Source organism: Citrobacter sp. RHBSTW-00570, assembly GCF_013739755.1.
GTDB lineage: Bacteria > Pseudomonadota > Gammaproteobacteria > Enterobacterales > Enterobacteriaceae > Citrobacter > Citrobacter braakii.
In genome coordinates this window covers 168,520-193,384 of record NZ_CP056399.1, presented here as the reverse complement: position 1 = coordinate 193,384, position 24,865 = coordinate 168,520, and the positions used below count along the sequence as shown (strand labels likewise).

The 24,865-nt window shown below is 51.7% G+C and carries 23 protein-coding genes; 12 read left to right on the top strand and 11 right to left on the bottom strand.

Features of this window, described 5'->3' with window-relative positions; translation table 11 throughout:
• Positions 1-9: 9 nt before the first annotated feature.
• Positions 10-984 carry a glyoxylate/hydroxypyruvate reductase GhrB gene (gene ghrB / locus HV237_RS00910; protein ID WP_016154914.1) on the top strand — a complete coding sequence of 325 codons (975 nt, stop codon included), beginning with the start codon at positions 10-12 and terminating at the stop codon, positions 982-984.
• 58 nt (positions 985-1,042) lie between these two features.
• Here the strand turns inward: ghrB and HV237_RS00905 are convergent, their stop codons facing one another.
• A complete protein-coding gene (locus HV237_RS00905) occupies positions 1,043-1,753 on the bottom strand; it encodes a DUF3053 domain-containing protein (RefSeq protein WP_016154915.1) in 711 nt (236 codons plus the stop codon).
• Between the two features lie 380 nt (positions 1,754-2,133).
• On the opposite strand from HV237_RS00905, the gene HV237_RS00900 reads away from it, so the two are divergent.
• The 3 genes from HV237_RS00900 to cueP all read left to right on the top strand — a co-directional run bounded on the left by HV237_RS00900 (position 2,134) and on the right by cueP (position 3,643).
• Positions 2,134-2,424 carry an HTH-type transcriptional regulator gene (locus HV237_RS00900; RefSeq protein WP_016157726.1) on the top strand — a complete coding sequence of 97 codons (291 nt, stop codon included), beginning with the start codon at positions 2,134-2,136 and terminating at the stop codon, positions 2,422-2,424.
• Positions 2,425-2,703: 279 nt separating this feature from the next.
• The gene (cspA, locus tag HV237_RS00895) at positions 2,704-2,916 is read left to right on the top strand and encodes an RNA chaperone/antiterminator CspA (protein WP_000014594.1); all 213 of its coding nucleotides are present in this window, start codon (positions 2,704-2,706) and stop codon (positions 2,914-2,916) included.
• 187 nt (positions 2,917-3,103) lie between these two features.
• On the top strand, positions 3,104-3,643 hold the full coding sequence (cueP, locus tag HV237_RS00890) for a copper-binding periplasmic metallochaperone CueP (protein WP_047358210.1): 540 nt from the start codon (positions 3,104-3,106) through the stop codon (positions 3,641-3,643).
• A 64-nt stretch (positions 3,644-3,707) separates the two neighbouring features.
• On the opposite strand, the gene glyS is transcribed toward cueP, so the two are convergent.
• The 3 genes from glyS to HV237_RS00875 form a co-directional block, all read right to left on the bottom strand.
• Positions 3,708-5,777, bottom strand: a complete 2,070-nt coding sequence (gene glyS / locus HV237_RS00885; protein ID WP_016157728.1) for a glycine--tRNA ligase subunit beta — start codon at positions 5,775-5,777, stop codon at positions 3,708-3,710.
• A 9-nt stretch (positions 5,778-5,786) separates the two neighbouring features.
• Positions 5,787-6,698, bottom strand: a complete 912-nt coding sequence (gene glyQ / locus HV237_RS00880; RefSeq protein WP_001168551.1) for a glycine--tRNA ligase subunit alpha — start codon at positions 6,696-6,698, stop codon at positions 5,787-5,789.
• 95 nt (positions 6,699-6,793) lie between these two features.
• Complete coding sequence (locus HV237_RS00875; RefSeq protein ID WP_016154920.1) at positions 6,794-7,102, bottom strand: YsaB family lipoprotein; 309 nt, start codon at positions 7,100-7,102, stop codon at positions 6,794-6,796.
• A gap of 173 nt (positions 7,103-7,275) precedes the next feature.
• Here HV237_RS00875 and HV237_RS00870 point away from each other — a divergent pair, with 173 nt between their 5' ends.
• A complete protein-coding gene (locus HV237_RS00870) occupies positions 7,276-8,271 on the top strand; it encodes an acyltransferase (protein ID WP_047358213.1) in 996 nt (331 codons plus the stop codon).
• Between the two features lie 40 nt (positions 8,272-8,311).
• Here the strand turns inward: HV237_RS00870 and yiaA are convergent, their stop codons facing one another.
• The 4 genes from yiaA to xylA all read right to left on the bottom strand — a co-directional run bounded on the left by yiaA (position 8,312) and on the right by xylA (position 12,133).
• Positions 8,312-8,749, bottom strand: a complete 438-nt coding sequence (gene yiaA / locus HV237_RS00865) for an inner membrane protein YiaA (RefSeq protein ID WP_065554386.1) — start codon at positions 8,747-8,749, stop codon at positions 8,312-8,314.
• Positions 8,750-9,118: an inner membrane protein YiaB gene (gene yiaB / locus HV237_RS00860; protein ID WP_019078075.1), complete on the bottom strand. Its 369-nt coding sequence runs from the start codon at positions 9,116-9,118 to the stop codon at positions 8,750-8,752.
• Positions 9,119-9,284: 166 nt separating this feature from the next.
• Positions 9,285-10,739 (bottom strand): xylulokinase, encoded by a 1,455-nt coding sequence (gene xylB / locus HV237_RS00855; protein ID WP_016157731.1) that lies wholly within the window; start codon positions 10,737-10,739, stop codon positions 9,285-9,287.
• A gap of 71 nt (positions 10,740-10,810) precedes the next feature.
• Positions 10,811-12,133 carry a xylose isomerase gene (gene xylA, locus HV237_RS00850; RefSeq protein WP_016154925.1) on the bottom strand — a complete coding sequence of 441 codons (1,323 nt, stop codon included), beginning with the start codon at positions 12,131-12,133 and terminating at the stop codon, positions 10,811-10,813.
• A gap of 365 nt (positions 12,134-12,498) precedes the next feature.
• On the opposite strand from xylA, the gene xylF reads away from it, so the two are divergent.
• From xylF to xylR, 4 genes are all read left to right on the top strand, one after another.
• Positions 12,499-13,491 carry a D-xylose ABC transporter substrate-binding protein gene (xylF, locus tag HV237_RS00845; protein ID WP_047359057.1) on the top strand — a complete coding sequence of 331 codons (993 nt, stop codon included), beginning with the start codon at positions 12,499-12,501 and terminating at the stop codon, positions 13,489-13,491.
• Positions 13,492-13,600: 109 nt separating this feature from the next.
• Entirely contained in the window at positions 13,601-15,142 is a 1,542-nt protein-coding gene (locus tag HV237_RS00840) for a xylose ABC transporter ATP-binding protein (RefSeq protein ID WP_047359056.1), read from the top strand.
• Positions 15,120-16,301 (top strand): xylose ABC transporter permease XylH, encoded by a 1,182-nt coding sequence (xylH, locus tag HV237_RS00835; RefSeq protein ID WP_016154928.1) that lies wholly within the window; start codon positions 15,120-15,122, stop codon positions 16,299-16,301. The genes HV237_RS00840 and xylH overlap by 23 nt, the downstream gene beginning before the upstream one ends.
• An 80-nt stretch (positions 16,302-16,381) precedes the next feature.
• Positions 16,382-17,560, top strand: coding sequence for a D-xylose utilization transcriptional activator XylR (xylR, locus tag HV237_RS00830; protein ID WP_016154929.1), 1,179 nt, complete (start codon positions 16,382-16,384; stop codon positions 17,558-17,560).
• Between the two features lie 42 nt (positions 17,561-17,602).
• Here the strand turns inward: xylR and HV237_RS00825 are convergent, their stop codons facing one another.
• Positions 17,603-18,427, bottom strand: coding sequence for a protein bax (locus HV237_RS00825; protein ID WP_016154930.1), 825 nt, complete (start codon positions 18,425-18,427; stop codon positions 17,603-17,605).
• A gap of 316 nt (positions 18,428-18,743) precedes the next feature.
• On the opposite strand from HV237_RS00825, the gene malS reads away from it, so the two are divergent.
• Positions 18,744-20,774 (top strand): alpha-amylase, encoded by a 2,031-nt coding sequence (gene malS / locus HV237_RS00820; protein WP_047359055.1) that lies wholly within the window; start codon positions 18,744-18,746, stop codon positions 20,772-20,774.
• 134 nt (positions 20,775-20,908) lie between these two features.
• Positions 20,909-22,201, top strand: coding sequence for a valine--pyruvate transaminase (gene avtA, locus HV237_RS00815; protein WP_230675902.1), 1,293 nt, complete (start codon positions 20,909-20,911; stop codon positions 22,199-22,201).
• 36 nt (positions 22,202-22,237) lie between these two features.
• Here the strand turns inward: avtA and HV237_RS00810 are convergent, their stop codons facing one another.
• Together HV237_RS00810 and yiaJ are read right to left on the bottom strand one after the other, a co-directional pair.
• Positions 22,238-22,711 carry a 4Fe-4S dicluster domain-containing protein gene (locus HV237_RS00810; protein WP_047359054.1) on the bottom strand — a complete coding sequence of 158 codons (474 nt, stop codon included), beginning with the start codon at positions 22,709-22,711 and terminating at the stop codon, positions 22,238-22,240.
• A gap of 117 nt (positions 22,712-22,828) precedes the next feature.
• Positions 22,829-23,644 carry an IclR family transcriptional regulator YiaJ gene (gene yiaJ, locus HV237_RS00805; RefSeq protein WP_047359053.1) on the bottom strand — a complete coding sequence of 272 codons (816 nt, stop codon included), beginning with the start codon at positions 23,642-23,644 and terminating at the stop codon, positions 22,829-22,831.
• Between the two features lie 218 nt (positions 23,645-23,862).
• Between yiaJ and yiaK the strand changes: the two genes are divergently transcribed.
• Positions 23,863-24,861 carry a 3-dehydro-L-gulonate 2-dehydrogenase gene (gene yiaK, locus HV237_RS00800; RefSeq protein WP_047359052.1) on the top strand — a complete coding sequence of 333 codons (999 nt, stop codon included), beginning with the start codon at positions 23,863-23,865 and terminating at the stop codon, positions 24,859-24,861.
• Positions 24,862-24,865: the final 4 nt, after the last annotated feature.

Genomic DNA, 24,865 nt, shown 5'->3' with positions numbered 1-24,865 from the left:
GAGATTCGCATGAAGCCGTCCATTATTCTCTATAAAGCGTTACCTGACGATTTACTGCATCGCCTGGAAGAGCATTTTACTGTGACTCATGTGCCTAACCTGCGCCCGGAAACGGTCGCACAGCACGCCGAGGCTTTTGCCAACGCGGAAGGTCTGCTGGGTTCCAGTGAAGCCGTCAATACCGCCCTACTGGAGAGAATGCCCAGGCTTCGTGCGACATCCACGATTTCCGTAGGTTATGACAACTTCGACGTCGATGCCCTCAACGCGCGCAAGGTGCTGTTGATGCACACGCCAACCGTGCTGACGGAAACTGTCGCCGATACGGTAATGGCGCTGGTGTTAAGCACCGCTCGCCGCGTGGTAGAAGTTGCTGAACGGGTGAAAATTGGCGAGTGGACCAAAAGTATCGGGCCGGACTGGTTTGGTACGGATGTACACCACAAAACGCTGGGGATTGTCGGCATGGGCCGTATTGGTCTGGCGCTGGCGCAACGCGCGCATTTTGGTTTTAGCATGCCGATTCTTTATAACGCGCGCCGTCATCACCAGGAGGCGGAAGAACGCTTCAACGCGCGTTACTGTGACCTCGATACGCTGTTGCAGGAGTCCGATTTTGTCTGCCTGATCCTGCCATTAACCGCAGAAACGCATCATCTGTTTAGTACCGAACAGTTTGCCAAAATGAAGTCCTCCGCCATTTTCATTAACGCCGGGCGTGGGCCAGTGGTCGATGAAAAAGCGCTGATTGCCGCCCTGCAAAGCGGGGAAATTCATGCCGCAGGCTTGGATGTGTTTGAGCAGGAGCCATTACCAGCAGACTCACCGCTATTGGCGCTGCCAAACGTGGTAGCCGTGCCGCACATAGGTTCAGCGACGCACGAAACGCGCTATAACATGGCGGCCTGTGCGGTGGATAACTTAATCGATGCGCTGCAAGGACGCGTTGAGAAGAATTGCGTGAACCCGCAGGTCGCGCCATAAACAAAAGGCCGGGTAGCGCTTACGCTTACCCTGCCTTTTATGTATTACAGCGCCTTCATTACTGAGCGGCATTCACCGCAGCAGTCCAGGCCTGATTAAATGCCTGATGCTGAGAGGCCAACGGGCCAATCAGCGTGTTGTACTGACTTGCCTGCTGTGAAGTTGGGAACTGGATACCGTTAGCGACAAAGCTCACCTGCGTATCCTGCTGTGCCACAAAATCACCGACCTGTACTAACTGCTGCGTGAAGATTTGCGCGGCAGGGATCAGCGGCTGTAGCGCCTCTGAAGGTACAGTGACGACTTTATTGTAGACCTGGTCAAAGACCGGCTTCAGATCCTCGCCCTGCTTCAGCGCGCCATGCGCAGCATCTGCCTGCAGTTTCGCATTCTGCAACTGTTGCCCTAATACGCCCAACGCACCATTTGCCTGACGCAGCGGTTCACGCTGAGTCACATAATCCTGAGGAACACGAATCGCATTTACGCTATCAACCACCGGGCGCAGACCGGAGTCCATTGCCTGATTAACCTGCTGTGAATAGCCATACAGAATCGCGTAATCGGACACAAACGGGCCAAACTGTTTTTTCTGATCGGCGGTCAGCGTTGGTAAACGCTCTCCGCTACGCATTGCAGTATTCTGCAGAAAATCGATAAACGCTTTGCGTTGATCGCCTTCTTTATCAAAACACCCACTCAGGCCAACTACCATTAAGAGCGCCAAAACAGGCGCAAACCAGCGAGAGCAGGACTTACCTGTCGCCATTTTAATACTCCTTTCACCCAAAAATGCGCACAACGACACCCGCGTGCCTGACGTTGACAAGGATAGTCCAGGTCAGCCCCGCAAGATACCCTTTCCGCGTAATCTTGTGGGGGAAAATAACCGCTCCCGCCACCCATCGTTTTGCTAAACAATGCGCCATTTACCACACGACGTCATATTTTAGTCATCTTTACAATCGGGATCGATCGTTCGCAGATCACGACCTTTATCAGTTCGTTAGCCTGCAAAAGATTGTCGACCCCGATCCGCTGAAACGAATCCATCACGCAAACCTAAAATCCGGCTTCATTTTTTCCGACTACTCTTAATGAGCTTCGATGAAATTCACGATCCCGCTGTGTGATTTGTAGGAGTTCTCAATGGAATACAAAGATCCTATGTTTGAACTGCTGAGCAGTCTGGAGCAGATTGTTTTTAAAGATGTATCGCAGACGGTTACTCTGACGCAAAAAACCAACCCTTTCACCGAATTTGAACAGCTACGACGAGGGACAGGTTTAAAAACAGATGATTTTGCCCGGGTGATGGGCGTGACGGTCGCGACGGTTCATGAATGGGAGTCTAAACGCGTAAAGCCTTCCAATACCGAATTGAAGTTAATGCGCCTGATTCAGGCAGACCCAAGATTAAGTAAGCAACTGATGGATTGAACTATTTTTTAATTTTACTTATGAACGGCCCTGTAAAAGGGCCGTTCCCTTAAGGGGGTTATCCACAAAAAAGAAAATAGTAGTTGCATCCACATGCGTAAAATGAGTTAATGCCCTCAACGGTTTGACGTACAGACCATTACAGCAGTTAGTAAGGCAAGTCCCTTCAAGAGTTATCGTTGATACCCTTCGTAGTGAGCATTTCCTTTACTGTTAAAAAATCTGTAAAGCACGCCATATCGCCGAAAGGCACACTTATTTTTTAAAAGGTAATACACTATGTCCGGTAAAATGACTGGTATCGTAAAATGGTTCAACGCTGACAAAGGTTTCGGCTTCATCACTCCTGACGATGGCTCTAAAGACGTGTTCGTACACTTCTCTGCTATCCAGAACGATGGCTACAAATCTCTGGACGAAGGTCAGAAAGTTTCCTTCACCATCGAAAGCGGCGCTAAAGGCCCGGCAGCTGGCAACGTAACCAGCCTGTAAGCTTAAAAAGCTCAAAATTCTGAATCCCTGCCAAACGGCGGGGATTTTTTTTATCTGTACTTCGCAAGACTCCCCGCCCAAACGCTTCTTTGCATTACTTTACCCGTCCTCCCTTTGACCTTTCCCTAAGGGCAAGCTTTATAGTGAGCCAGTCTGTATTCCACAATATTCACAAGGAATTGAAGTTATGTCGAAATCCTCACTGCTGCTGGTTTTAGGTTTGCTCACAACCGGTAGCGCGTTCGCAGCAACTCCGGAAGCTGCTTTTCTGGCGGAACACGGGCTCAGCGGTAAATCCGTCGAGCAAATCGTCGAGACCATTGACCAGTCGCCACAGAACCGCCCGCTGCCGTACTCAGCATCTATCACCAGTACCGAACTGAAGCTCTCTTCGGGCGATCAGATTTATACCCTACCGCTCGGTGACAAGTTCTATCTGTCATTTGCCCCTTATGAATGGCAAACACATCCTTGCTTCAACCACAGCCTTTCTGGCTGCCAGGGCGAAATGCCGGAGAAGGCATTCAATGTCAAAGTGACGGATAACAAGGGTGAGGTGGTGGTACAAAAAGTGATGAAGAGCGGTCGAAATGGCTTCGTCGGGGTATGGCTACCGCGCAATATGGCAGGCACAATCGCGGTAAGTTACAACGGTAAAACGGCAGAGTATCCCATCAAGACGATGGAAAACAGCCAGACCTGTCTGACAAAATTACAGCTGCGCTAACAACATACAAAAAAGCCGGATGGCACAATGCTTATCCGGCTTTTTCTAAGTCAGCTCAGGAACGTTACTGCAGCAGAGAAATATCCGCTACGCGCAGGAACAGTTCGCGCAGTTTTGCGAGCATAGACAGACGGTTAATACGCAGATCTTTATCTTCCACGTTGACCATCACTTTCTCGAAGAACGCATCAACCGGTTCACGCAGTTCCGCCAACTCAACCAGCGCTTCCTGGTAACGACCAGCTGCAAAGACAGGCTCCAGCTTATCGCGCAGCACCACAACCTGCAGCGCCAGTGCAATTTCTTCCGGCTCTTTCAGCGTTGCCGAATTTACACGGTCATTCAGCGTCTCTTCAGACTTCGCCAGGATGTTCGATACACGCTTGTTCGCTGCAGCCAGCGCGGACGCGGCTTCCAGCGTACGGAAGTGCGAAACCGCCTTCATACGTGCGTCGAAATCAGCCGGACGAGTCGGACGACGCGCCAGTACTGCCTGAATGGTATCGACGGTGTAACCTTCATCCTGATACCAGGCGCGGAAGCGACCGAGCATAAAGTCGATCACATCATCCACCACGTTGGCGTTAGTCAGCTTGTCGCCATACAGACGAACCGCTTCTTCGGTCAACGTTTGTAGATCCAGATTCAGGTTCTTCTCAACGATGATACGCAGTACGCCCAGCGCGGCACGACGCAGCGCAAACGGGTCTTTGTCGCCTTTCGGATGCTGACCGATACCGAAGATACCCGCCAGTGTGTCCATCTTATCGGCAATCGCCACGGCACAGGCAACCGGATTAGATGGCAGGTCATCACCGGCAAAACGCGGCTGATACTGCTCGTTCAGCGCCACAGCGACATCTTCCGCTTCACCATCGTGACGCGCGTAGTGCATGCCCATCACGCCCTGGGTATCGGTGAACTCGAAGACCATGTTGGTCATCAGGTCGCACTTGGACAGCAGGCCAGCACGCGTTGCGTGGTTAACGTCAGCGCCAATCTGACCAGCAATCCAGCCCGCCAGCGCCTGGATACGGTCAGTTTTGTCGCGCAGCGTACCCAGTTGCTGTTGGAACAGCACGGTTTGCAGACGCGGCAGATGGTCTTCCAGACGTTTTTTACGGTCAGTATTGAAGAAGAATTCGGCATCCGCCAGACGCGGACGAACCACCTTCTCGTTACCGGAGATGATTTGCTGCGGGTCTTTGGATTCGATGTTGGCAACGAAGATAAAATTCGGCAGCAGTTTGCCGTCGTTCGCGTATACCGGGAAGTACTTCTGGTCACCTTTCATGGTGTGTACCAGCGCTTCGGACGGAACAGCGAGGAATTTCTCTTCGAACTTCGCGGTCAGCACGACCGGCCATTCCACCAGCGAGGTGACTTCTTCCAGCAGGCTTTCACTCAGATCGGCGTTGCCGCCAATTTTACGCGCCGCGTCTTCGGCATCGGCTTTGATTTTGGCTTTACGCTCAGCGTAATCCGCAATCACTTTGCCGCGCTCACGCAGAATTTCTGGGTACTGATCGGCATTATCGATGGTGAACTCCGGCTCGCCCATAAAGCGATGCCCGCGGATCACGCGATCGGACTGAATACCCAGAATAGTTGCCGGAATAACTTTGTCGCCCAGCAGCAGCGTCACGGTGTGAACCGGACGCACGAAGTGAACGTCAGACGCGCCCCAGCGCATCAGTTTCGGGATCGGCAGCTTCGCCAGTGAGGTGGCGATCATATTCGGCAGCAACGCTTCAGCGCTTTCGCCTTTCACATGCGCGCGATACAGCAGCCACTCGCCTTTGTCGGTGGTCAGACGCTCAGCCTGATCAACCGTGATGCCACAGCCACGCGCCCAACCTTCGGCCGCTTTGCTCGGTTTACCTTCGGCGTCAAACGCCTGGGCGATAGCCGGGCCGCGTTTTTCTACTTCACGGTCGGGTTGCGCTTCAGCCAGGGCAGCGACTTTCAACGCCAGACGACGCGGCGCGGCGAACCACTCCACGTTGCCGTGCGCGATGCCAGCATTATCCAGCTCCGCGGTAAAGTTCGCAGCAAAGGACTCAGCCAGGCTGCGCAGTGCTTTTGGTGGCAGCTCTTCAGTGCCGATTTCCACCAGAAAAGTTTTCTCAGACATGGCCGCCTCTTATTTGTCTTTGTTGCACATCGGGAAGCCAAGGGCTTCACGGGAAGCGTAGTAAGCTTCTGCCACTGCTTTGGTCAGGGTGCGAATACGCAGGATATAGCGCTGACGCTCGGTGACGGAGATGGCTTTACGCGCATCCAGCAGGTTGAAGCTATGGGCGGCTTTCAGAATACGTTCATACGCAGGCAGCGGCAGCGGATTTTCCAGCGCCAGCAACTGCTGCGCTTCTTTCTCGTACTGCTCGAAGCAGGTGAACAGGAAGTCCACGTCGGCGTATTCGAAGTTGTAGGTGGATTGCTCCACTTCGTTCTGATGGAACACGTCGCCGTAAGTGGTTTTACCCAGCGGGCCATCGCTCCAGACCAGGTCGTAAACGCTGTCTACGCCCTGAATGTACATAGCCAGACGTTCCAGACCGTAGGTAATTTCCCCGGTCACTGGTTTACATTCCAGACCACCAACCTGCTGGAAGTAGGTGAACTGCGTGACTTCCATGCCGTTCAGCCACACTTCCCAACCCAGACCCCAGGCACCCAGCGTTGGGTTTTCCCAGTTATCTTCCACGAAACGGATATCGTGAATGGTCGGGTCCATACCCAGCTCTTTCAGAGAACCCAGGTACAGCTCCTGAATGTTGTCCGGAGACGGCTTAATCACTACCTGGAACTGATAGTAGTGCTGTAAGCGGTTCGGGTTTTCGCCATAGCGGCCGTCGGTCGGACGACGAGAAGGCTGCACATAAGCAGTCGCCATCGGTTCCGGCCCCAGCGCCCGCAGGCAGGTCATTGGGTGAGATGTCCCCGCGCCGACTTCCATGTCCAATGGTTGAACGATGGTGCAGCCCTGGCGAGCCCAGTAATCCTGTAAGGTCAGGATCAAGCCCTGGAAGGTCCTGGTATCAAACTTTTGCATATTATTTCGTGCTGGATACGTGTGGATTTAAAGGAAGCGGTCAGTATACCCGCTGGCTGCAAGATATACAGTACGAAACGGGAAAAAGGGGGAACTTAGCGCATGGAAAGGTGTAAAAACTGCCCGTCTGCATCAAAAGAGCAGACAAAACTCTCTTTACGGAAGGTAGAACCACGCATCTCATAGCTGCCCTGAAATTGTTCCAGACCGGAGATATCAATTTTCTGCACACCAGTGTTGTAGATTTGTGCCGCCTCATTTTTACACAGTGACTCCATATCCAGCGAACGTGTTGCACTGACTTTGATCTTTTGCGCCTTCTGCGCGGGTGCAGGCGGCTGGGTGTCGGCGCATGCAACCAGTAAAAGGGTAACGATCGCGGAAAAGAAATACTTCATCATCATTTTATTACCGCCTGGTTTGCTGGTCAGTCTTATTATTAAGTGTCTGGAAACGGATGCTATTTTGAGAATCTCATCAGACCATCTCAAGCTTTAGCGTAAGATCTCGGATTTTTCCAGTGAGCTACGCTCGCAAATTTTCGGTCAGACTTTTTTTAATGGATACAGAGGAACTGATGCAGCCCAAAATATTCTGGATTGATAACCTGCGCGGGATAGCCTGTCTCATGGTTGTGATGATCCACACCACGACCTGGTACATCACCAATGCGCAAAGCGTCAGCCCATTGAATTGGGATCTGGCCAATGTGCTCAATTCAGCCTCTCGCGTCAGCGTCCCGTTGTTCTTTATGATTTCCGGCTATCTGTTTTTTGGCGAGCGCAGCGCCAAATCGCGCCATTTCATGCGCATTGCGCTCTGCATCCTGTTTTACAGCAGCGTGGCGCTGGCCTACATCCTGCTGTTTACCTCGATCAACGCTGAGCTGTCGCTGAAAAACCTGCTGCAAAAGCCGGTGTTCTATCACCTGTGGTTTTTCTTCGCGATCGCCGTAATCTACCTGGTTTCCCCGCTGATACAGGTAAAAAATATCAGCGGCAAGATGCTGCTGGCACTTATGGTGGTGATTGGGGTGATTGCCAATCCCAATACCGTCTCACAAAAAATTGGCGGTTTTGAGTGGCTTCCCATCAACCTGTACATCAGTGGCGACACGTTCTACTACATCGTGTACGGTATGCTAGGCCGAGCGATTGGTATGATGGATACGCACAAGCGCGCACTTACCTGGCTCTGTGCGGCGTTGTTTATCACCGCAGTGTTTATTATTTCTCGAGGCACGTTGCATGAACTGCGTTGGCGAGGCAATTTTGCCGATACCTGGTATCTCTATTGCGGCCCGGCGGTGTTTATTTGTGCTGCCTCCCTCCTGACGCTGGTCAAAAATACGCTCAGTACGCGCACTCTGCCGGTACTGGGCCTTATTTCCCGCCACTCCCTGGGCATTTATGGCTTTCATGCGCTGATCATTCACGCGCTACGCACCAACGGTGTAGAACTCAAAAACTGGCCGCCGCTGGATATGTTATGGATTTTTAGCGCCACGCTGGCGGGAAGTTTACTGTTGTCTGTATTGTTGCAGCGCATCGATACGCGCAGACTGGTGAGCTAACAATAAAAGCCCTCGATCGGTAACCATCGAGGGCATACGATCACTCCGTAAAATCGTCTGCGACTGCCAGCGTTTCTTTTGGATGCTCAAAGTCACTATCACGGATATTTTTCTGCACCGCAACGGTACCAAACAGGCTTAAAAAGAAGGCCAGGCCGTAAAACCCTTTCTCGTTTAGCAGCAGCGTGGCATTCCACAAACCGATAACCAACAATGCAACCGCAATAATAAACGCGGCAAGACAGGTTATGTAGTAAATCGGCGTTGTCGGGATCCCCTCATATTTATCCCGTACCGTCTTTTGATACGACGCAGCAGAAAACAAACCAAGCACCAAAACAGCAAAGTAATACCCCTTTTCGTTCAACTGCATATCGGCATTCCACAACCCCAGCAGATAAACCACAATGCCGCCGAGAAGCGCGACCCATGACACAATACTAAATGCCGGTGAATAAGTTGATATCCTGTTTTCCATTTAGAGTTCCGGTCCTTTAGATAAATATTCTGCTGAACGCATGAGTAAAACTTGCCCCAGTAAACATACGATGAATGCCAGCGGGAACAGCCCCTTTTCGAGGGGTGATAATGGGACATTCAATACGCCCACCAACAGCACCCCTACCGTGATGAGCGCCACCATCTGACATACAGAGGCGAAGTGTTCATCATTCTGATTGAGATTATCTGCACGCTGATAAACGTACGTCACAAACATTCCCGTCATCAGCACGGCGAAAAAATAGCCTTTGCTACTCAATAACGGGCATGCCCGCCATAAGCCAATAACGTAAATAAATGCACCAGAGAAGAATAATATCCATGGCAACAGCCTTGTCGTCTTCATTGGGACCTCCTTATCCATCATGGATACAATATGAATAACCCGCTAAAGACAACACAGAAAAGGTCACTACGCCGGACTTTCAGAATAAATTCATGCGCGATAATTATTAATTAGATTGAAATATATATTTGATAAATCCCCTCTGTTTACCAGAGGGGATTTAGGGTCAGGACATCAGCGGGTGTAATTGCTGATAGATTCGGCGGAAGGTTTCCCGACGCTGTTGATAAAGGGCATGGCGCTCGGCATCAGGATAATGCGCCTGCTCCAGCGTAAGCTGAGGCAGAAGGTCTGATAATGGCTGCTGCGGATTAATGGCAATTTGCGCCAGACGCGCCGCACCGAGAGCAGGACCAACATCGCCGCCGGTACGGTAATCCAATTGCAATCCGCTGATGTCAGACAGCATCTGACGCCAGTATTCGCTGCGCGCCCCGCCGCCAATCAGCGTAATGCTGGAGGGCTGCACGCCGCAGGCGTGTACCACGTCCATACCCTCAGCCAATGCAAAACCAACGCCTTCCAGCACCGCCTGTGCCAGCTCCGCCGGACCATGCTGATGCGTCAGACCGAAAAATACGCCCTTCGCCTGCGGGTTGTTGTGCGGCGTACGTTCACCGGACAGATAGGGTAAAAACCAGACCGGCTCAGCGTGTTCATCCGCCTGTTGCGCTGCGGCAATCAACGCAGGAACGCTCGCCAGTCCGGTTAATTTTGCCGCCCAGTCCAGGCAGGATGCCGCACTTAGCATCACGGACATCAGGTGCCATCGTTCAGGCAAGGCATGGCAAAAGCTATGGACCGCGCTTTCCGGTTTGCTGAGAAAGCCGTCGCTGACCGCAAAATAGACCCCGGAAGTACCCAGCGATAGCATCGCCTGACCGGCATTCATCATGCCCACGCCAACTGCCCCCGCTGCGTTATCCCCGCCTCCGGCGACCACCGCAACCTCCTGCATTCCCCAGGCCCTGGCGACTGCTGGCAACAATGTTCCGGTAATCTCACTGCCTTCATAGAGCGCAGGCATATGCGCACGAGTCAGCTTACAGGCTTCCAGCATGACATCACTCCAGTCACGCTTCGCAACATCCAGCCACAGGGTACCAGCCGCATCAGACATATCGCTGGCGAAATCGCCGGTCATACGCAGGCGCAGGTAATCTTTCGGCAGCAGGACTTTATCAACCCGGCTAAAAATCTCCGGTTCGTGGCGCTGTACCCACAGCAGCTTTGGCGCGGTAAAGCCAGGCATCATTAGGTTGCCGGTGATGGCACGAGACTGCGGAACCAGGCTCTCCAGCATGACGCACTCTTCGGCGCAGCGACCATCGTTCCACAGGATAGCCGGGCGCAATACCTTCTGTTGTTCATCCAGTAGCGTCGCGCCGTGCATCTGTCCGGCAATCCCCAACGCTTTCACCTCGCGAAGTGAATGCTGCCGACCCAGGGCTTTCACAGCGCGATCCGTTGCCAGCCACCACTGCTCTGGGTCTTGTTCTGACCATAACGGGTGCGGGCGCGAGACGGTGAGTTTCTCTGTTTGCGAAGCGACCACATCGCCCTGCTCGTTGAGCAGAATGGCCTTTACGCCTGATGTGCCAAGATCTATCCCGATATACATAGGGCATCGTTCCTTAAAGAAAGGCCCGGTCGCGCGAGCTGACCGGGCTTACGGACATGCTCAGAGACCCGTTATTTGTCGAACAAATAATGGTTCACCAGATTTTCCAGCAATTCCTGATGACCGCTCTGGTGCACTGGCGCCAGGTTGTGTTGTTCAGCGTACTGCGCAATTTCCGTCAGCGTCATCTGCCCTTTCAGAATTTGCTGGCCCAGCTCACCATTCCAACCGGCATAACGTTTAGCCACGCGCTGATCCAGACCACCGTCTTCAATCATACGCGCCGCAATTTTCAGCGACAGCGCCATGGTATCCATCGCGCCAATATGACCATAGAACAGATCGTATTTATCGGTACTCTGACGACGAACCTTGGCATCGAAGTTCAGGCCACCGGTGGTGAAGCCGCCGGCTTTCAGGATTTCGTACATCACCAACGCATTCTCTTCTACGCTGTTCGGGAATTGGTCAGTGTCCCAGCCCAGTTGCGCGTCCCCACGGTTGGCATCGACAGAGCCAAACAGGCCCAGTGCGATAGCGGTAGCGATTTCGTGATGGAACGAGTGACCCGCCAGCGTGGCGTGGTTGGCTTCGATATTCAGTTTGATCTCTTTTTCCAGACCGAACTGCTTGAGGAATCCGTATACGGTCGCCGCATCGTAATCATACTGGTGCTTGGTCGGTTCCTGCGGCTTCGGCTCGATAAGCAAAGTGCCCTGGAAACCAGTTTTGTGTTTGTGTTCCACTACCAGTTGCATGAAGCGACCAATTTGCTCACGTTCCTGACGCAGATCGGTATTCAGCAGCGTTTCATAGCCTTCACGACCGCCCCACAGAACGTAGTTTTCACCGCCTAATTTATGCGTGGCATCCATAGCCGTAACCACCTGCGTGGCGGCCCAACTGAACACTTCTGGATCCGGGTTCGTGGCCGCGCCCGCGCCGTAACGTGGGTTGGTGAAGCAGTTTGCCGTTCCCCACAGCAGCTTCACGCCGCTCTGTTCCTGTTTTGCCGCCAGTACATCAACCATCTGCGCAAAATTGTTTTTGTACTCTTTCAGCGACGCGCCTTCCGGCGAGACATCCACGTCATGGAAGCAGTAGTAGGGCACGTTCAGTTTGTGGAAAAACTCGAACGCCACGTCCGCCTTGCGCTTCGCTAATTCCAGCGCTTCACCGGGCTGCTGCCACGGGCGATTAAATGCACCAACACCAAACATATCTGCACCATTCCAGCAGAAAGTGTGCCAGTAGCAGGCAGCAAATCGCAGGTGATCTTCCATACGCTTGCCTAACACTAACTCATCAGAGTTGTAGTGGCGAAATGCTAATGGATTAGTTGATTTGGTGCCTTCATAACGAACGCGCTCAAGCTGGTCAAAATAGGCTGGCATAATGAACTCCATAATCAGGTAATGCGGCGGGTGATGGATAATGTCGTAATATTGGGCACTCCCCACCTATTGCTCAATTATGTTATTTCATACTGCCATTGAGATAATTCACAAGTGTGCGCTACTTCTCAAAATAAAATCTGAACAATTTAAAAATTGTTACTTATCAAACTTAAATGCAACCCAGGTAACGAATCATTTAAAATACGATCCCGGTCATAAATCAAGAAATAAACCAAAAAACGTAATTGGAAGATAAAAATCTATAATTGCCTTCCCGCCGTTACCTGTTAAAACTCTGCTACGTCTTATGCTGTGATTGTTACTTTTACTGCTGTTTCTCCCCTACAAAAGGCATCACGATTATGAAGATGAAGAACATTTTACTTGCTGTTTGCACATCCCTTTTACTCACCAGTGTCGCAGGTCATGCCAAAGAAGTAAAAATCGGTATGGCGATTGATGATCTCCGCCTGGAACGCTGGCAGAAAGATCGCGATATTTTCGTCAATAAAGCTGAATCGCTTGGTGCGAAAGTATTTGTACAATCGGCGAATGGTAATGAAGAAACCCAAATGTCGCAGATTGAAAACATGATAAACCGGGGCGTGGATGTCCTTGTGATAATCCCTTACAACGGCCAGGTATTAAGCAATGTTATCAAAGAAGCAAAACAAGAAGGGATCAAGGTGCTGGCTTACGATCGCATGATCAATGATGCTGACATCGATTTTTATATCTCTTTCGATAATGAAAAAGTAGGTGAATTACAGGCTCAATCATTAGTCAATATTGTCCCCGAAGGGAATTATTTCCTGATGAGTGGCTCACCCGTTGATAACAACGCGAAGCTGTTCCGCGCTGGACAAATGAAAGTATTAAAACCGTATATCGACAGCGGAAAAATTAAGGTGGTGGGCGATCAATGGGTTGACGGCTGGTTACCGGAGAATGCGTTGAAGATTATGGAAAATGCGCTAACCGCCAACAATAACAAAATTGACGCAGTAGTTGCCTCAAATGACGCCACAGCTGGCGGTGCGATTCAGGCGCTGAGTGCGCAAGGATTATCAGGAAAAGTCGCTATTTCCGGACAAGATGCAGACCTTGCAGGCATCAAGCGCATTGTCGCCGGGACTCAAACCATGACGGTTTATAAACCTATTACATTGCTCGCAAATACCGCTGCGGAAATCGCCGTCGAACTGGGAAATGATCAACAGCCTAAAGCAGATACTTCGCTGAATAATGGCCTGAAAGATGTCCCTTCCCGACTACTCACACCTATTGATGTTAACAAAGACAATATTAACGAGACCGTCATTAAAGACGGATTCCACAAGAAAAGCGATCTGTAAGCCATGTGCCCTCTGCAAATCAGAGGGCAATAAAACGTGGTGTCAAATTCGCCACGGATATACGTGAATGTCCACGCAGGGTTCTCTTATTGGCTTATGTGGAGCAGTTATGCCATATCTTCTTGAAATGAAAAACATTACCAAGACATTCGGCGTAGTGAAGGCGGTTGATAACGTTAGCCTTAGGATCAATGCTGGCGAAATCATTTCATTATGCGGTGAAAATGGTTCGGGTAAATCGACGCTAATGAAAGTTCTGTGCGGAATTTACCCGCATGGAACCTACGAAGGCGAGATCATTTTTGCTGGCGAAGCCATCCGTGCCAGCCATATTCGTGATACCGAACGTAAGGGTATTGCGATCATCCACCAGGAATTAGCCCTGGTGAAAGAGTTAACAATACTGGAAAATATTTTCCTCGGTAACGAAATGACCCGTAACGGCGTTCTTGATTACGAGATGATGACGTTACGCTGTCAAAAATTACTCGATCAGGTCAGTTTGTCTATTTCGCCAGATACGCGCGTGGGCGATTTAGGATTAGGGCAACAACAGCTGGTAGAAATTGCAAAAGCGCTGAATAAGCAGGTCCGCTTACTTATTCTGGATGAACCAACGGCCTCCCTCACCGAGCAGGAAACTGCAATACTGCTGAATATTATACGTGACCTACAACAGCATGATATCGCCTGCATTTATATTTCACACAAACTGAATGAAGTTAAGGCCATCTCGAATACCATTTGCGTTATTCGCGACGGTAAACACATCGGCACACGCGATGCGACCAACATGACTGAAGACGATATTATCACCATGATGGTTGGTCGTGAGCTCACCGCACTTTACCCCAGCGAGCCTCATACCACGGGAGAAGAGATTTTACGGGTTGAGAATCTGACAGCCTGGCATCCCGTCAATCGCCATATAAAACGCGTCAACGACATTTCTTTCTCACTCAAGCAGGGCGAAATTCTCGGCATTGCCGGACTCGTCGGTGCAGGACGTACCGAAGCCGTACAGTGTCTGTTTGGCGTCTGGTCTGGTCGTTGGGAGGGAAAGATTTTTATTGAAGGCACTCAGGTGCATATCCATAACTGCCAGCAAGCTATTGCTCATGGCATCGCCATGGTGCCTGAAGACAGAAAAAAAGATGGCATTGTTCCGGTGATGGCTGTGGGGAAAAATATCACGCTGGCTGCACTCGATAAATTTACCGGGGGCATGAGCCATCTTGATGATGCCGCTGAACAAAAATGCATTCTGGAATCGCTTCAACAGCTCAAAGTAAAAACATCGTCCCCCGACCTTGCGATCGGGCGTCTGAGCGGAGGGAATCAGCAAAAAGCGATTCTCGCACGTTGCCTCCTGTTAAATCCCCGGATTCTCATTCTTGATGAACCCACCAGGGGTATTGATATCGGCGCCAAATATGAAATCTACAAACTCATCAACCACCTCGTCCAGGAAGGCATTGCCGTGATTGTCATCTCCTCTGAATTACCTGAAGTGCTCGGACTAAGCGATCGCATCCTTGTGATGCATGAAGGAAAACTGAAAGCTAACCTGGTAAATCATAACCTGACTCAGGAGCAGGTGATGGAAGCCGCATTAAGGAGCGAACATCATGTCGAAAAACAATCCGTCTGAAGCGAAACTTTCTCCCTCTATCACAGGTGGTTTCCCAGCAATAAAATCGCTTAACTTGCAAGTCTTCGTCATGATTGCGGCGATTATCGTGATTATGCTGTTTTTCACGTGGACCACTGATGGCGCATACCTGAGCGCACGTAATGTCTCGAACCTGCTTCGACAGACTGCGATTACCGGTATTCTTGCCGTGGGTATGGTGTTTGTGATCATTTCCGCTGAAATCGATCTCTCTGTCGGTTCCATGATGGGATTATTGGGCGGCGTAGCGGCGATCTGTGATGTTTGGCTAGGCTGGCCTTTACCGCTGACGGTGATCGTAACCTTGACTCTGGGATTGCTCCTCGGGGCATGGAATGGATGGTGGGTTGCTTACCGCAAGGTTCCGTCGTTTATCGTCACCCTTGCGGGAATGCTGGCTTTCCGCGGTATTCTGATTGGCATCACCAACGGCACCACCGTATCCCCCACCAGCGCAGCAATGTCTCAGATTGGTCAGAGCTACTTGTCTGATGGCACAGGCTTTGTCATCGGTGCTCTCGGCTTAATGGCGTTTGTTGGCTGGCAATGGCGAGGCCGTATGCGTCGCCAGGCGTTAGGCCTTGCCACTCCCGCATCAACGTCGGCTGTGGGTCGCCAGGCATTCACAGCCATTGTCGTCTTAGGGGCAATCTGGCTATTAAACGATTATCGTGGTGTTCCAACGCCCGTCCTGCTGCTGACGCTGCTGCTGCTCGGCGGGATGTTTATGGCCACGCGCACTGCATTCGGTCGGAGAATTTACGCCATTGGCGGGAACCTGGAAGCCGCCCGCCTTTCAGGTATCAACGTTGAACGCACCAAACTTGCCGTCTTCGCTATTAATGGTTTGATGGTCGCCATTGCCGGGCTCATTCTTAGCTCCCGGCTTGGCGCAGGTTCCCCTTCCGCAGGGAACATTGCAGAACTGGATGCCATTGCCGCATGTGTCATCGGGGGAACCAGCCTGGCGGGAGGGGTCGGGAGTGTTGCCGGCGCCGTCATGGGCGCATTCATTATGGCTTCTCTCGATAATGGAATGAGTATGATGGACGTCCCCACCTTCTGGCAATACATAGTGAAAGGGGCGATATTGTTGTTGGCGGTATGGATGGACTCAGCAACCAAACGTCGTTCCTGAATTTAAGAAGTGGGTGTATCTCAATGCCGGTTAATGCAACCGGCATTGTCTTATCTACATGATTCAGCAGGAAAAGAACCATGTTTTATAAACGTCATCGTATTACGTTGTTATTTAATGCCAATAAAGCCTACGACCGTCAGGTGGTTGAAGGGGTTGGCGAGTATCTGCAAGCGTCGCAATCGGAGTGGGATATCTTCATAGAAGAAGATTTTCGTGCTCGCATTGATAACATTAAAGAGTGGTTAGGCGACGGCGTTATTGCCGATTATGACGATGATGATATTGCGCAATTACTTGTCGATGTGGATGTTCCGATCATTGGCGTTGGGGGTTCCTACCATCTGCAGCAAGATTATCCACCAGTACATTACATTGCCACCGACAACCACGCGCTGGTAGAAAGCGCCTTCCTGCATCTGAAAGAGAAAGGGATTAACCGGTTTGCATTTTATGGTCTTCCGGCTTCAAGCGGTAAACGCTGGGCCGCAGAACGTGAATATGCGTTTTGCCAGTTGGTTGCCAAAGAGAAGTACCGCGGCGTCGTCTATCAGGGGCTGGAAACCGCGCCGGAGAACTGGCAGCACGCGCAAAATAGGCTGGCGGACTGGCTGCAAACTCTGCCGCCGCAAACCGGGATTATCGCCGTCACCGACGCACGTGCGCGGCACGTTCTGCAGGCCTGTGAACATCTGCATATTCCGGTACCGGAAAAACTGTGCGTCATTGGTATCGATAACGAAGAGCTGACCCGTTACCTGTCACGAGTCGCCTTGTCCTCCGTCGCTCAGGGGGCCAGACAAATGGGGTATCAGGCAGCCAAACTACTCCACCGCCTGCTGGCTCACGAAGAGATACCCTTACAGCGCATTCTGGTTCCTCCTGTACGCGTTGTTGCGCGTCAGTCTACAGATTATCGTTCACTTACCGATCCTGCCGTTATTCAGGCGATGCATTACATTCGCAACCATGCCTGCAAAGGTATCAAGGTTGATCAAGTGTTGGACTCAGTAGGGATTTCACGTTCGAATCTGGAGAAGCGCTTTAAAGAAGAGGTCGGAGAGACCATTCACGCCGTGATTCATGCCGAAAAGCTGGAAAAGGCGCGCAGTCTGTTGATTTCTACCACGCTTTCAATCAACGAAATTTCACAGATGTGCGGCTACCCATCTCTGCAGTATTTCTATTCGGTATTCAAGAAAGAGTACGACACGACGCCAAAAGAGTATCGCGATGTGAACAGTGAAGTGTTGCTATAAGGATGATAGCCGGAGGGCGAAGTCGCCATCCGGCACTCGAAATTACATATGCGCGGCGATTAAACGCTGGTTGTCCTGATACATTGCGAACAGATAGTTGTTATAACTCTGTCCCTTAGTGGAATAACCCTTCAGCTTATGGATCATCGCGGTGGCGGTGACTTCCTGATCGGCTTTACGCAACTGCGCACGTGACTTACGGAAGGAAGAGTAGGCCGGATGCGTATTCAAATTAATGACGTAAGCATTCACCGACTCTTTCACTGATTCAAACTGTGAGTAGCCTTTCACCTTACCCGGTGCATTGTTACAACGACCCTTGCCACATTTCATGCCAAACAGGTTGTTGTTGCTCCGCGCCAGCTTCGACGTACCCCAGCCGCTTTCTGCCGCAGCCATGGTTGCCACCATACTGGTCGGGATAATGTCTACACGCTCAAGCAGCGTATTCCACGGAATTTTACGCGTGTTACCAGACCAGTTCACCTTGTAGCGCTTCGCGATGTCTTTCATACGCGTACGCTCAGTCGGTGACCAGCGATTCTGGTACTGTTTTGAAATCAGCCAGTTACGGTCCGCCGTAATGGCAGCATTTTGACTGGTAATATAAGGCATAACTGTCCGGAGAAACGCTTTTTTCCTTGGTGTTCCGGAAGGGTATTTTCGCAAATCAGGAAGTGAACTACTCTTTGCACTATTGCGAGAATACTCTTGTTTACTGCTAACCTGTTTATTACTTGCCTTGGTTATCTGGGGCTTGTGACTCGTTGTCGCCGTGTGTGTCTTTGCCAGCACCTCACCCGAAAATGCAACGGTGAGTAACATAAGAATCATTGCCCCATATCGTCGAATGGGAGTCAATATCATTAGGTCTCCTGGTCGGATTTATACATTCCAACACCTTATATTTTTCACAAAAATGAGAGATGAATCTCAAATCATATCAAAAATAGCCGTCAAGAGCACCCTCAGGAATAGTCCAATTCTGAAACTATGTCACGTATTAACAGTTCTGGGTGCCATTAATTCGAAGAAAATGTGGAGGTTATCGCAAAATAAGTTCATTTTTTGCGCGCGATCGCTCACCCTCACTTCTCCTCCTGGCGGAATCAACTCAAAGGAGGAGTTTCCGGCCTGATTTCACTGGCAAACTGGCGAAAATCGCAGCATCAAGGACAGCACTATGAAACTTGCCGCCGTTGCGCTGGCGCTAATGCCCGGCATTGCCATCGCCTCATCATGGACGTCTCAAGGACTTCCCACCTTCGAAGCGGAAGGTACGGGTAAATTCGTCAGCCATGCAGCGTTGACGAAGGGTACCCGTCCTTTAACCCTGAATTTTGACCAACAGTGCTGGCAGCCTGCTGATGCGATAAAACTCAACCAGATGCTGTCGCTAAAACCTTGTGAAGGCACGCCGCCACAGTGGCGTTTATTCAAAGACGGCGATTACACGCTGGAAATCGATACCCGCTCCGGTACGCCGACGCTGATGCTGTTGGTAAAAAGTGCTAAGGACACCGTCACCACCCAGATTCGCCAATGCCCGAAATGGGACGGTTCACCATTAACGCTGGACGTGAGCCAGACCTTCCCGGAAGGTGCCGTGGTGCGTGATTTCTACAGCCAGCAAACGGCAACGGTAAAAAACGGGTCGATTACCCTACAGCCCGCCGCAACCAGTAACGGGCTGTTGCTACTGGAACGGGCGGAAACCGATGCCCCCGCCGCTTTCGACTGGCATAACGCCACGGTGTATTTCGTCCTGACGGACCGCTTTGTGAATGGCGATCCGAGTAACGACCACAGCTATGGGCGTCGCAACGACGGCATGCAAGAAATTGGCACGTTCCACGGTGGCGATTTGCGCGGGCTAGCCAGCAAACTCGACTACCTGCAACAGTTAGGCGTCAACGCCCTGTGGATCAGCGCGCCGTTTGAGCAAATCCACGGCTGGGTCGGCGGTGGCGCCAAAGGGGACTTCCCCCACTACGCTTACCACGGCTACTACACCCAAGACTGGACCACGCTTGACGCCAATATGGGAAACGAAGCGGACCTGCGTGCGCTGGTTGATGGCGCACACCAGCGCGGCATCCGTGTCTTGTTTGATGTGGTGATGAACCATACCGGCTACGCCACGCTGGCGGATATGCAGGAGTATCAGTTTGGGGCACTGTATCTATCGGGCGATGAGCTGAAAAAAACGCTCGGGGAACGCTGGACGGACTGGCAGCCAGCCGCCGGGCAAAGCTGGCACAGTTTCAATGATTACATCAACTTTAGCGATAAAGCTGGCTGGGAAAAATGGTGGGGGAAAAACTGGGTCCGCACCGATATTGGCGATTACGACAATCCTGGCTTTGACGACCTGACGATGTCGCTGGCTTTCCTGCCCGATCTGAAAACCGAATCCACCACGCCTTCCGGGCTGCCAAACTTTTATCAGCACAAGCCGGATACGCACGCCAAAGCCATCGCCGGTTACACGCCCCGGGATTATCTGACGCACTGGCTCAGTCAGTGGGTGCGTGATTATGGGATTGACGGCTTTCGGGTCGACACCGCTAAACACGTCGAGCTTCCCGCCTGGCAGCAGCTAAAAACACAGGCCAGCGCGGCGCTGGTCGAATGGAAGAAAGCCAATCCGGAAAAAGCGCTGGATGATAACCCCTTCTGGATGACCGGCGAGGCCTGGGGTCACGGTGTGATGCAAAGCGACTATTACCGTCACGGCTTCGATGCGATGATCAATTTCGACTACCAGGAGCAGGCGGCAAAGGCCGTCGATTGTCTGGCAAATATGGACCCCACCTGGCAGCAGATGGCGGATAAATTGCAGGACTTCAACGTCCTGAGCTATCTCTCCTCGCACGATACACGTCTGTTCCGCGAAGGTGGAGACAAAGCCGCCGAGCTATTGCTGCTGGCACCTGGCGCGGTTCAACTCTTTTATGGCGACGAGTCGGCCCGCCCCTTTGGCCCAACCGGCTCAGACCCATTACAGGGTACGCGCTCAGAGATGAACTGGCAGGATGTGACCGGGAAATCTGCCGCCAGCGTCGCCCACTGGCAGCGAATCAGTCAGTTCAGGGCCAGGCATCCCGCCATTGGCGCCGGTAAACAAATCACGCTGCCGCTGACGCAGGGATACGGATTTATTCGTGAGCATGGCGACGATAAGGTGATGGTGGTGTGGGCCGGCCAGCCCTGATCCCGGCAGGCTTCTCGCTGTGCACGCAGCGGGAAGCCTTACTCAACATTAAAAACCAGCCAAATAAAAATCAGTAGCACAAAATCTCAATCCGGCCTGTTCCCCCTGATTTGCACCCTGCCATGGGTAGCGCTATGGTTAGCCACTTTACTACTCAGTTCGACAGACCACCTGCTATGACATTCTCACTTTTTGGCGACAAATTTACCCGCCATTCAGGCATCACACGCCTGATGGAGGACCTTAACGACGGTTTACGCACCCCAGGCGCCATCATGCTCGGTGGCGGCAATCCGGCGCAAATTCCAGAGATGCAAAATTACTTTCAATCTCTGCTGGCAGATATGCTGGAAAACGGCAAAGCCACTGATGCGCTTTGCAATTACGATGGTCCACAAGGTAAAACCGAGCTGCTGACTGAGCTGGCGAAACTGCTACGTGAGAAGCAGGGTTGGGATATCGAGCCACAAAATATTGCACTGACAAATGGCAGTCAGAGCGCATTTTTCTACTTATTCAATCTGTTCGCCGGACGCCGCGCCGACGGAACAACGCAAAAAGTGTTGTTCCCGTTAGCTCCGGAATACATTGGCTATGCCGATTCCGGGCTGGAAGAGGATCTTTTTGTCTCCGCGCGTCCAAACATCGAACTGTTACCAGAAGGTCAGTTTAAGTATCACGTTGATTTTGAACACCTGCACATCGGTGAAGAGACGGGCATGATCTGCGTGTCACGTCCGACAAACCCGACAGGCAACGTGATCACCGATGAAGAGCTGATGAAGCTGGACCGGCTGGCCAACCAGCATGGGATCCCGCTGGTGATTGATAACGCCTATGGCGTACCGTTCCCCGGCATCATCTTTAGCGAAGCGCGCCCGCTGTGGAACCCCAACATTGTGCTGTGCATGAGCCTTTCCAAGCTGGGTCTGCCAGGCTCCCGCTGCGGCATCATTATCGCGAATGAAAAAATCATCACCGCCATCACCAACATGAACGGCATTATCAGTCTCGCGCCTGGCGGAATGGGTCCGGCAATCATGTGCGAAATGATTAAGCGCAACGACCTTCTGCGCCTGTCCGAGACGGTTATTAAGCCGTTTTATTATCAGCGCGTTCAGGAGACGATTGCGATCATTCGCCGCTATTTATCTGAAGATCGCTGCCTTATTCATAAACCGGAGGGCGCGATTTTCCTGTGGTTATGGTTCAAAGATTTGCCTATCACTACCGAACTGTTGTATCAGCGTCTGAAAGCGCGCGGCGTGCTGATGGTTCCTGGTGACTACTTCTTCCCGGGTCTGGATAAACCCTGGCCGCATACGCATCAGTGTATGCGGATGAACTACGTGCCAGAACCGGAGAAAATAGAAGCTGGAGTGAAGATTCTGGCTGAAGAGATCGAACGCGCCTGGCAGGAAGGCTAACGCAAGTCCCGACCTAACTACAGGTCGGGACTCACATTACTGTGGAAGTGAACACAGACGCTGGCGCTGAATACTGACGGCATCTATACACTGCAACGCGCTGGTCGGGCAGGCTTCGACACACGCCGGCCCCGCATCACGGTGCCAGCATAAATCGCACTTTATCGCCTGTACCCGCGACGAGCGGGCGACGACATTCATTGCCCCAAACGGGCAGGCCAGCATACAACTTTTACAGCCAATACAACGCGTCTGTTCAACGAAGATATGCCCATGTTCACGACGAACTGCGTGCGTCGGGCAGACATTTGCACAGGGAGCGTCCTCGCATTGATGGCAGGCGACTGCCGTCGTAAAGGCGTCGTCTTTGATCACGCGGATGCGCGGGGTAAACGCAGTGGAAGAGACCGACGCGCAGTCCTGGTTTTGCTGGTGCGCGACGACGCAAGCAACTTCGCAGGTACGACACCCAATACATTTTGCCGCATCCGCCATAATAAACTCGTTCATTGCTCCCTCCGTCTGCGTGAAAACCACAGAGTGCCAGAGAGGTTGCCCCTGACGCCTTGATCGGACAGGGGAAACGGTTAAATATTGTCAGGTGCCTGAACAACTATGGCGATCCGCCTAATCGCGAACGGTAAAACCCAGCTCATTGGAAATCGCCTGCGCGGTTTCCCGTAGCGGCTTGAGTAGATTTTTTTCCCCTATCTGCTTAAGTCGCGAGGTCGAGAGTGAAATTGACACCGCGTACGGCACCCGGCCATGAATATCAAACACCGGTACAGCAATACAGGAAACGCCCAGTTCGTTCTCTTCACGATCCATCGCCATACTGCTTTCGCGGATCTTAGCGAGTTCATCGTACATCGCCGGTAGACCGGTAATGGTATTGCGGGTCAGCGGCTTAATCAGATCCTGATGGCTCTCCCAGTAGGACTCCACGTAATCCGCATGCCCAAACGCCATGTAAATTTTGCCCATCGCGGAGCAGTACAGCGGCATATGTTGACCGATATAAGCGCGGGTACGCAGCATGCCTGTCGTCGGTTCCAGCTTATAAATCAGAATCGCGTGGTCATCTTCACGACTGGAGAAGTTGATTGTTTCACCGGTGGCAATATTCAACGCTTCGAGGTGTGGTGCGGCAACATGGATGATATTCAGTGAAGATAGTGCCTTCTGACCCACGGCGATAAATTTAGTGGTTAACCTATAGCTACCCGCAGCAGGTGCAGGCGTGACATATCCGCAGGACTGCAGCCCTTGCAGGAGTCGATGCACAGTACTTTTGTTCAGCCCGGCCAGTTCAGACAGATGGGCCAGTGGGCACCCATTCGGATAGTTACTCAGAATCTCAATCAACATTAAACCACGGAACAGGCTCTGACTTCCGGCTGGCCTCTCTTTATCTTGCGTCATTTCACTCTCTTTTGTGCCCATCGCATCCGCTCCCCCTTTTCGTCGCGCTCTGATGGTAGCGCAAAGTGTGTTTCAGTTCACGATCTGAACCGAAAAAACACAACTATTTGATTTTGATGATTTTAAAAAATAGACCACCCCGTTGATCTGTCAAAATTTGATCGTTATATTTGAAATCAGATTTCGCATAGTGAAATTTAGAGATAAAAAAGAGATCAAATTTAAACAAGGAAACAGGAATGAAAGTCACTTTTGAGCAGTTGAAAGATGCGTTCAATCGGGTACTGCTGGCACGCGGTATCGCCGTTGAAACCGCCGATGCCTGTGCCGAAATGTTTGCGCGCACCACCGAGTCCGGCGTTTATTCGCACGGCGTGAATCGTTTCCCCCGTTTCATTCAGCAACTGGATAACGGCGACATCATTCCTGAGGCCAAACCGCAACGCATTACCAGCCTGGGGGCGATTGAACAATGGGATGCCCAGCGTTCGATCGGCAACCTGACGGCGAAAAAGATGATGGACAGAGCCATTGAGCTGGCCTCCGATCACGGTATTGGCCTGGTCGCACTGCGTAACGCCAACCACTGGATGCGCGGCGGTAGCTATGGCTGGCAGGCGGCGGAGAAAGGTTACATCGGTATCTGCTGGACTAACTCAATTGCCGTCATGCCACCGTGGGGTTCGAAAGAGTGCCGCATTGGAACCAACCCGCTGATTGTCGCGATCCCCTCCACGCCAATCACCATGGTTGATATGTCGATGTCGATGTTCTCCTACGGCATGCTGGAAGTGAATCGCCTGGCCGGTCGCCAACTGCCGGTAGATGGTGGCTTTGATGATGAAGGCAATCTCACCAAAGAGCCGGGCGTTATCGAAAAAAACCGCCGCATTTTGCCGATGGGCTACTGGAAAGGTTCAGGTCTGTCGATTGTGCTGGATATGATTGCCACCCTGCTTTCTGATGGCTCCTCCGTTGCGGAAGTCACCCAGGATAACAGCGATGAATATGGCGTTTCACAGATTTTTATCGCCATTGAAGTGGATAAGCTGATCGACGGCGCCACCCGCGATGCCAAGCTACAGCGGATTATGGATTTCATCACCACCGCCGAACGCGCTGATGAAAACACGCCTGTTCGTCTGCCGGGCCACGAGTTTACAAAGCTACTGGAAGAAAATAGCCGGAACGGTATCACCGTTGACGACAGCGTCTGGGCAAAAATTCAGGCCCTGTAAGGAG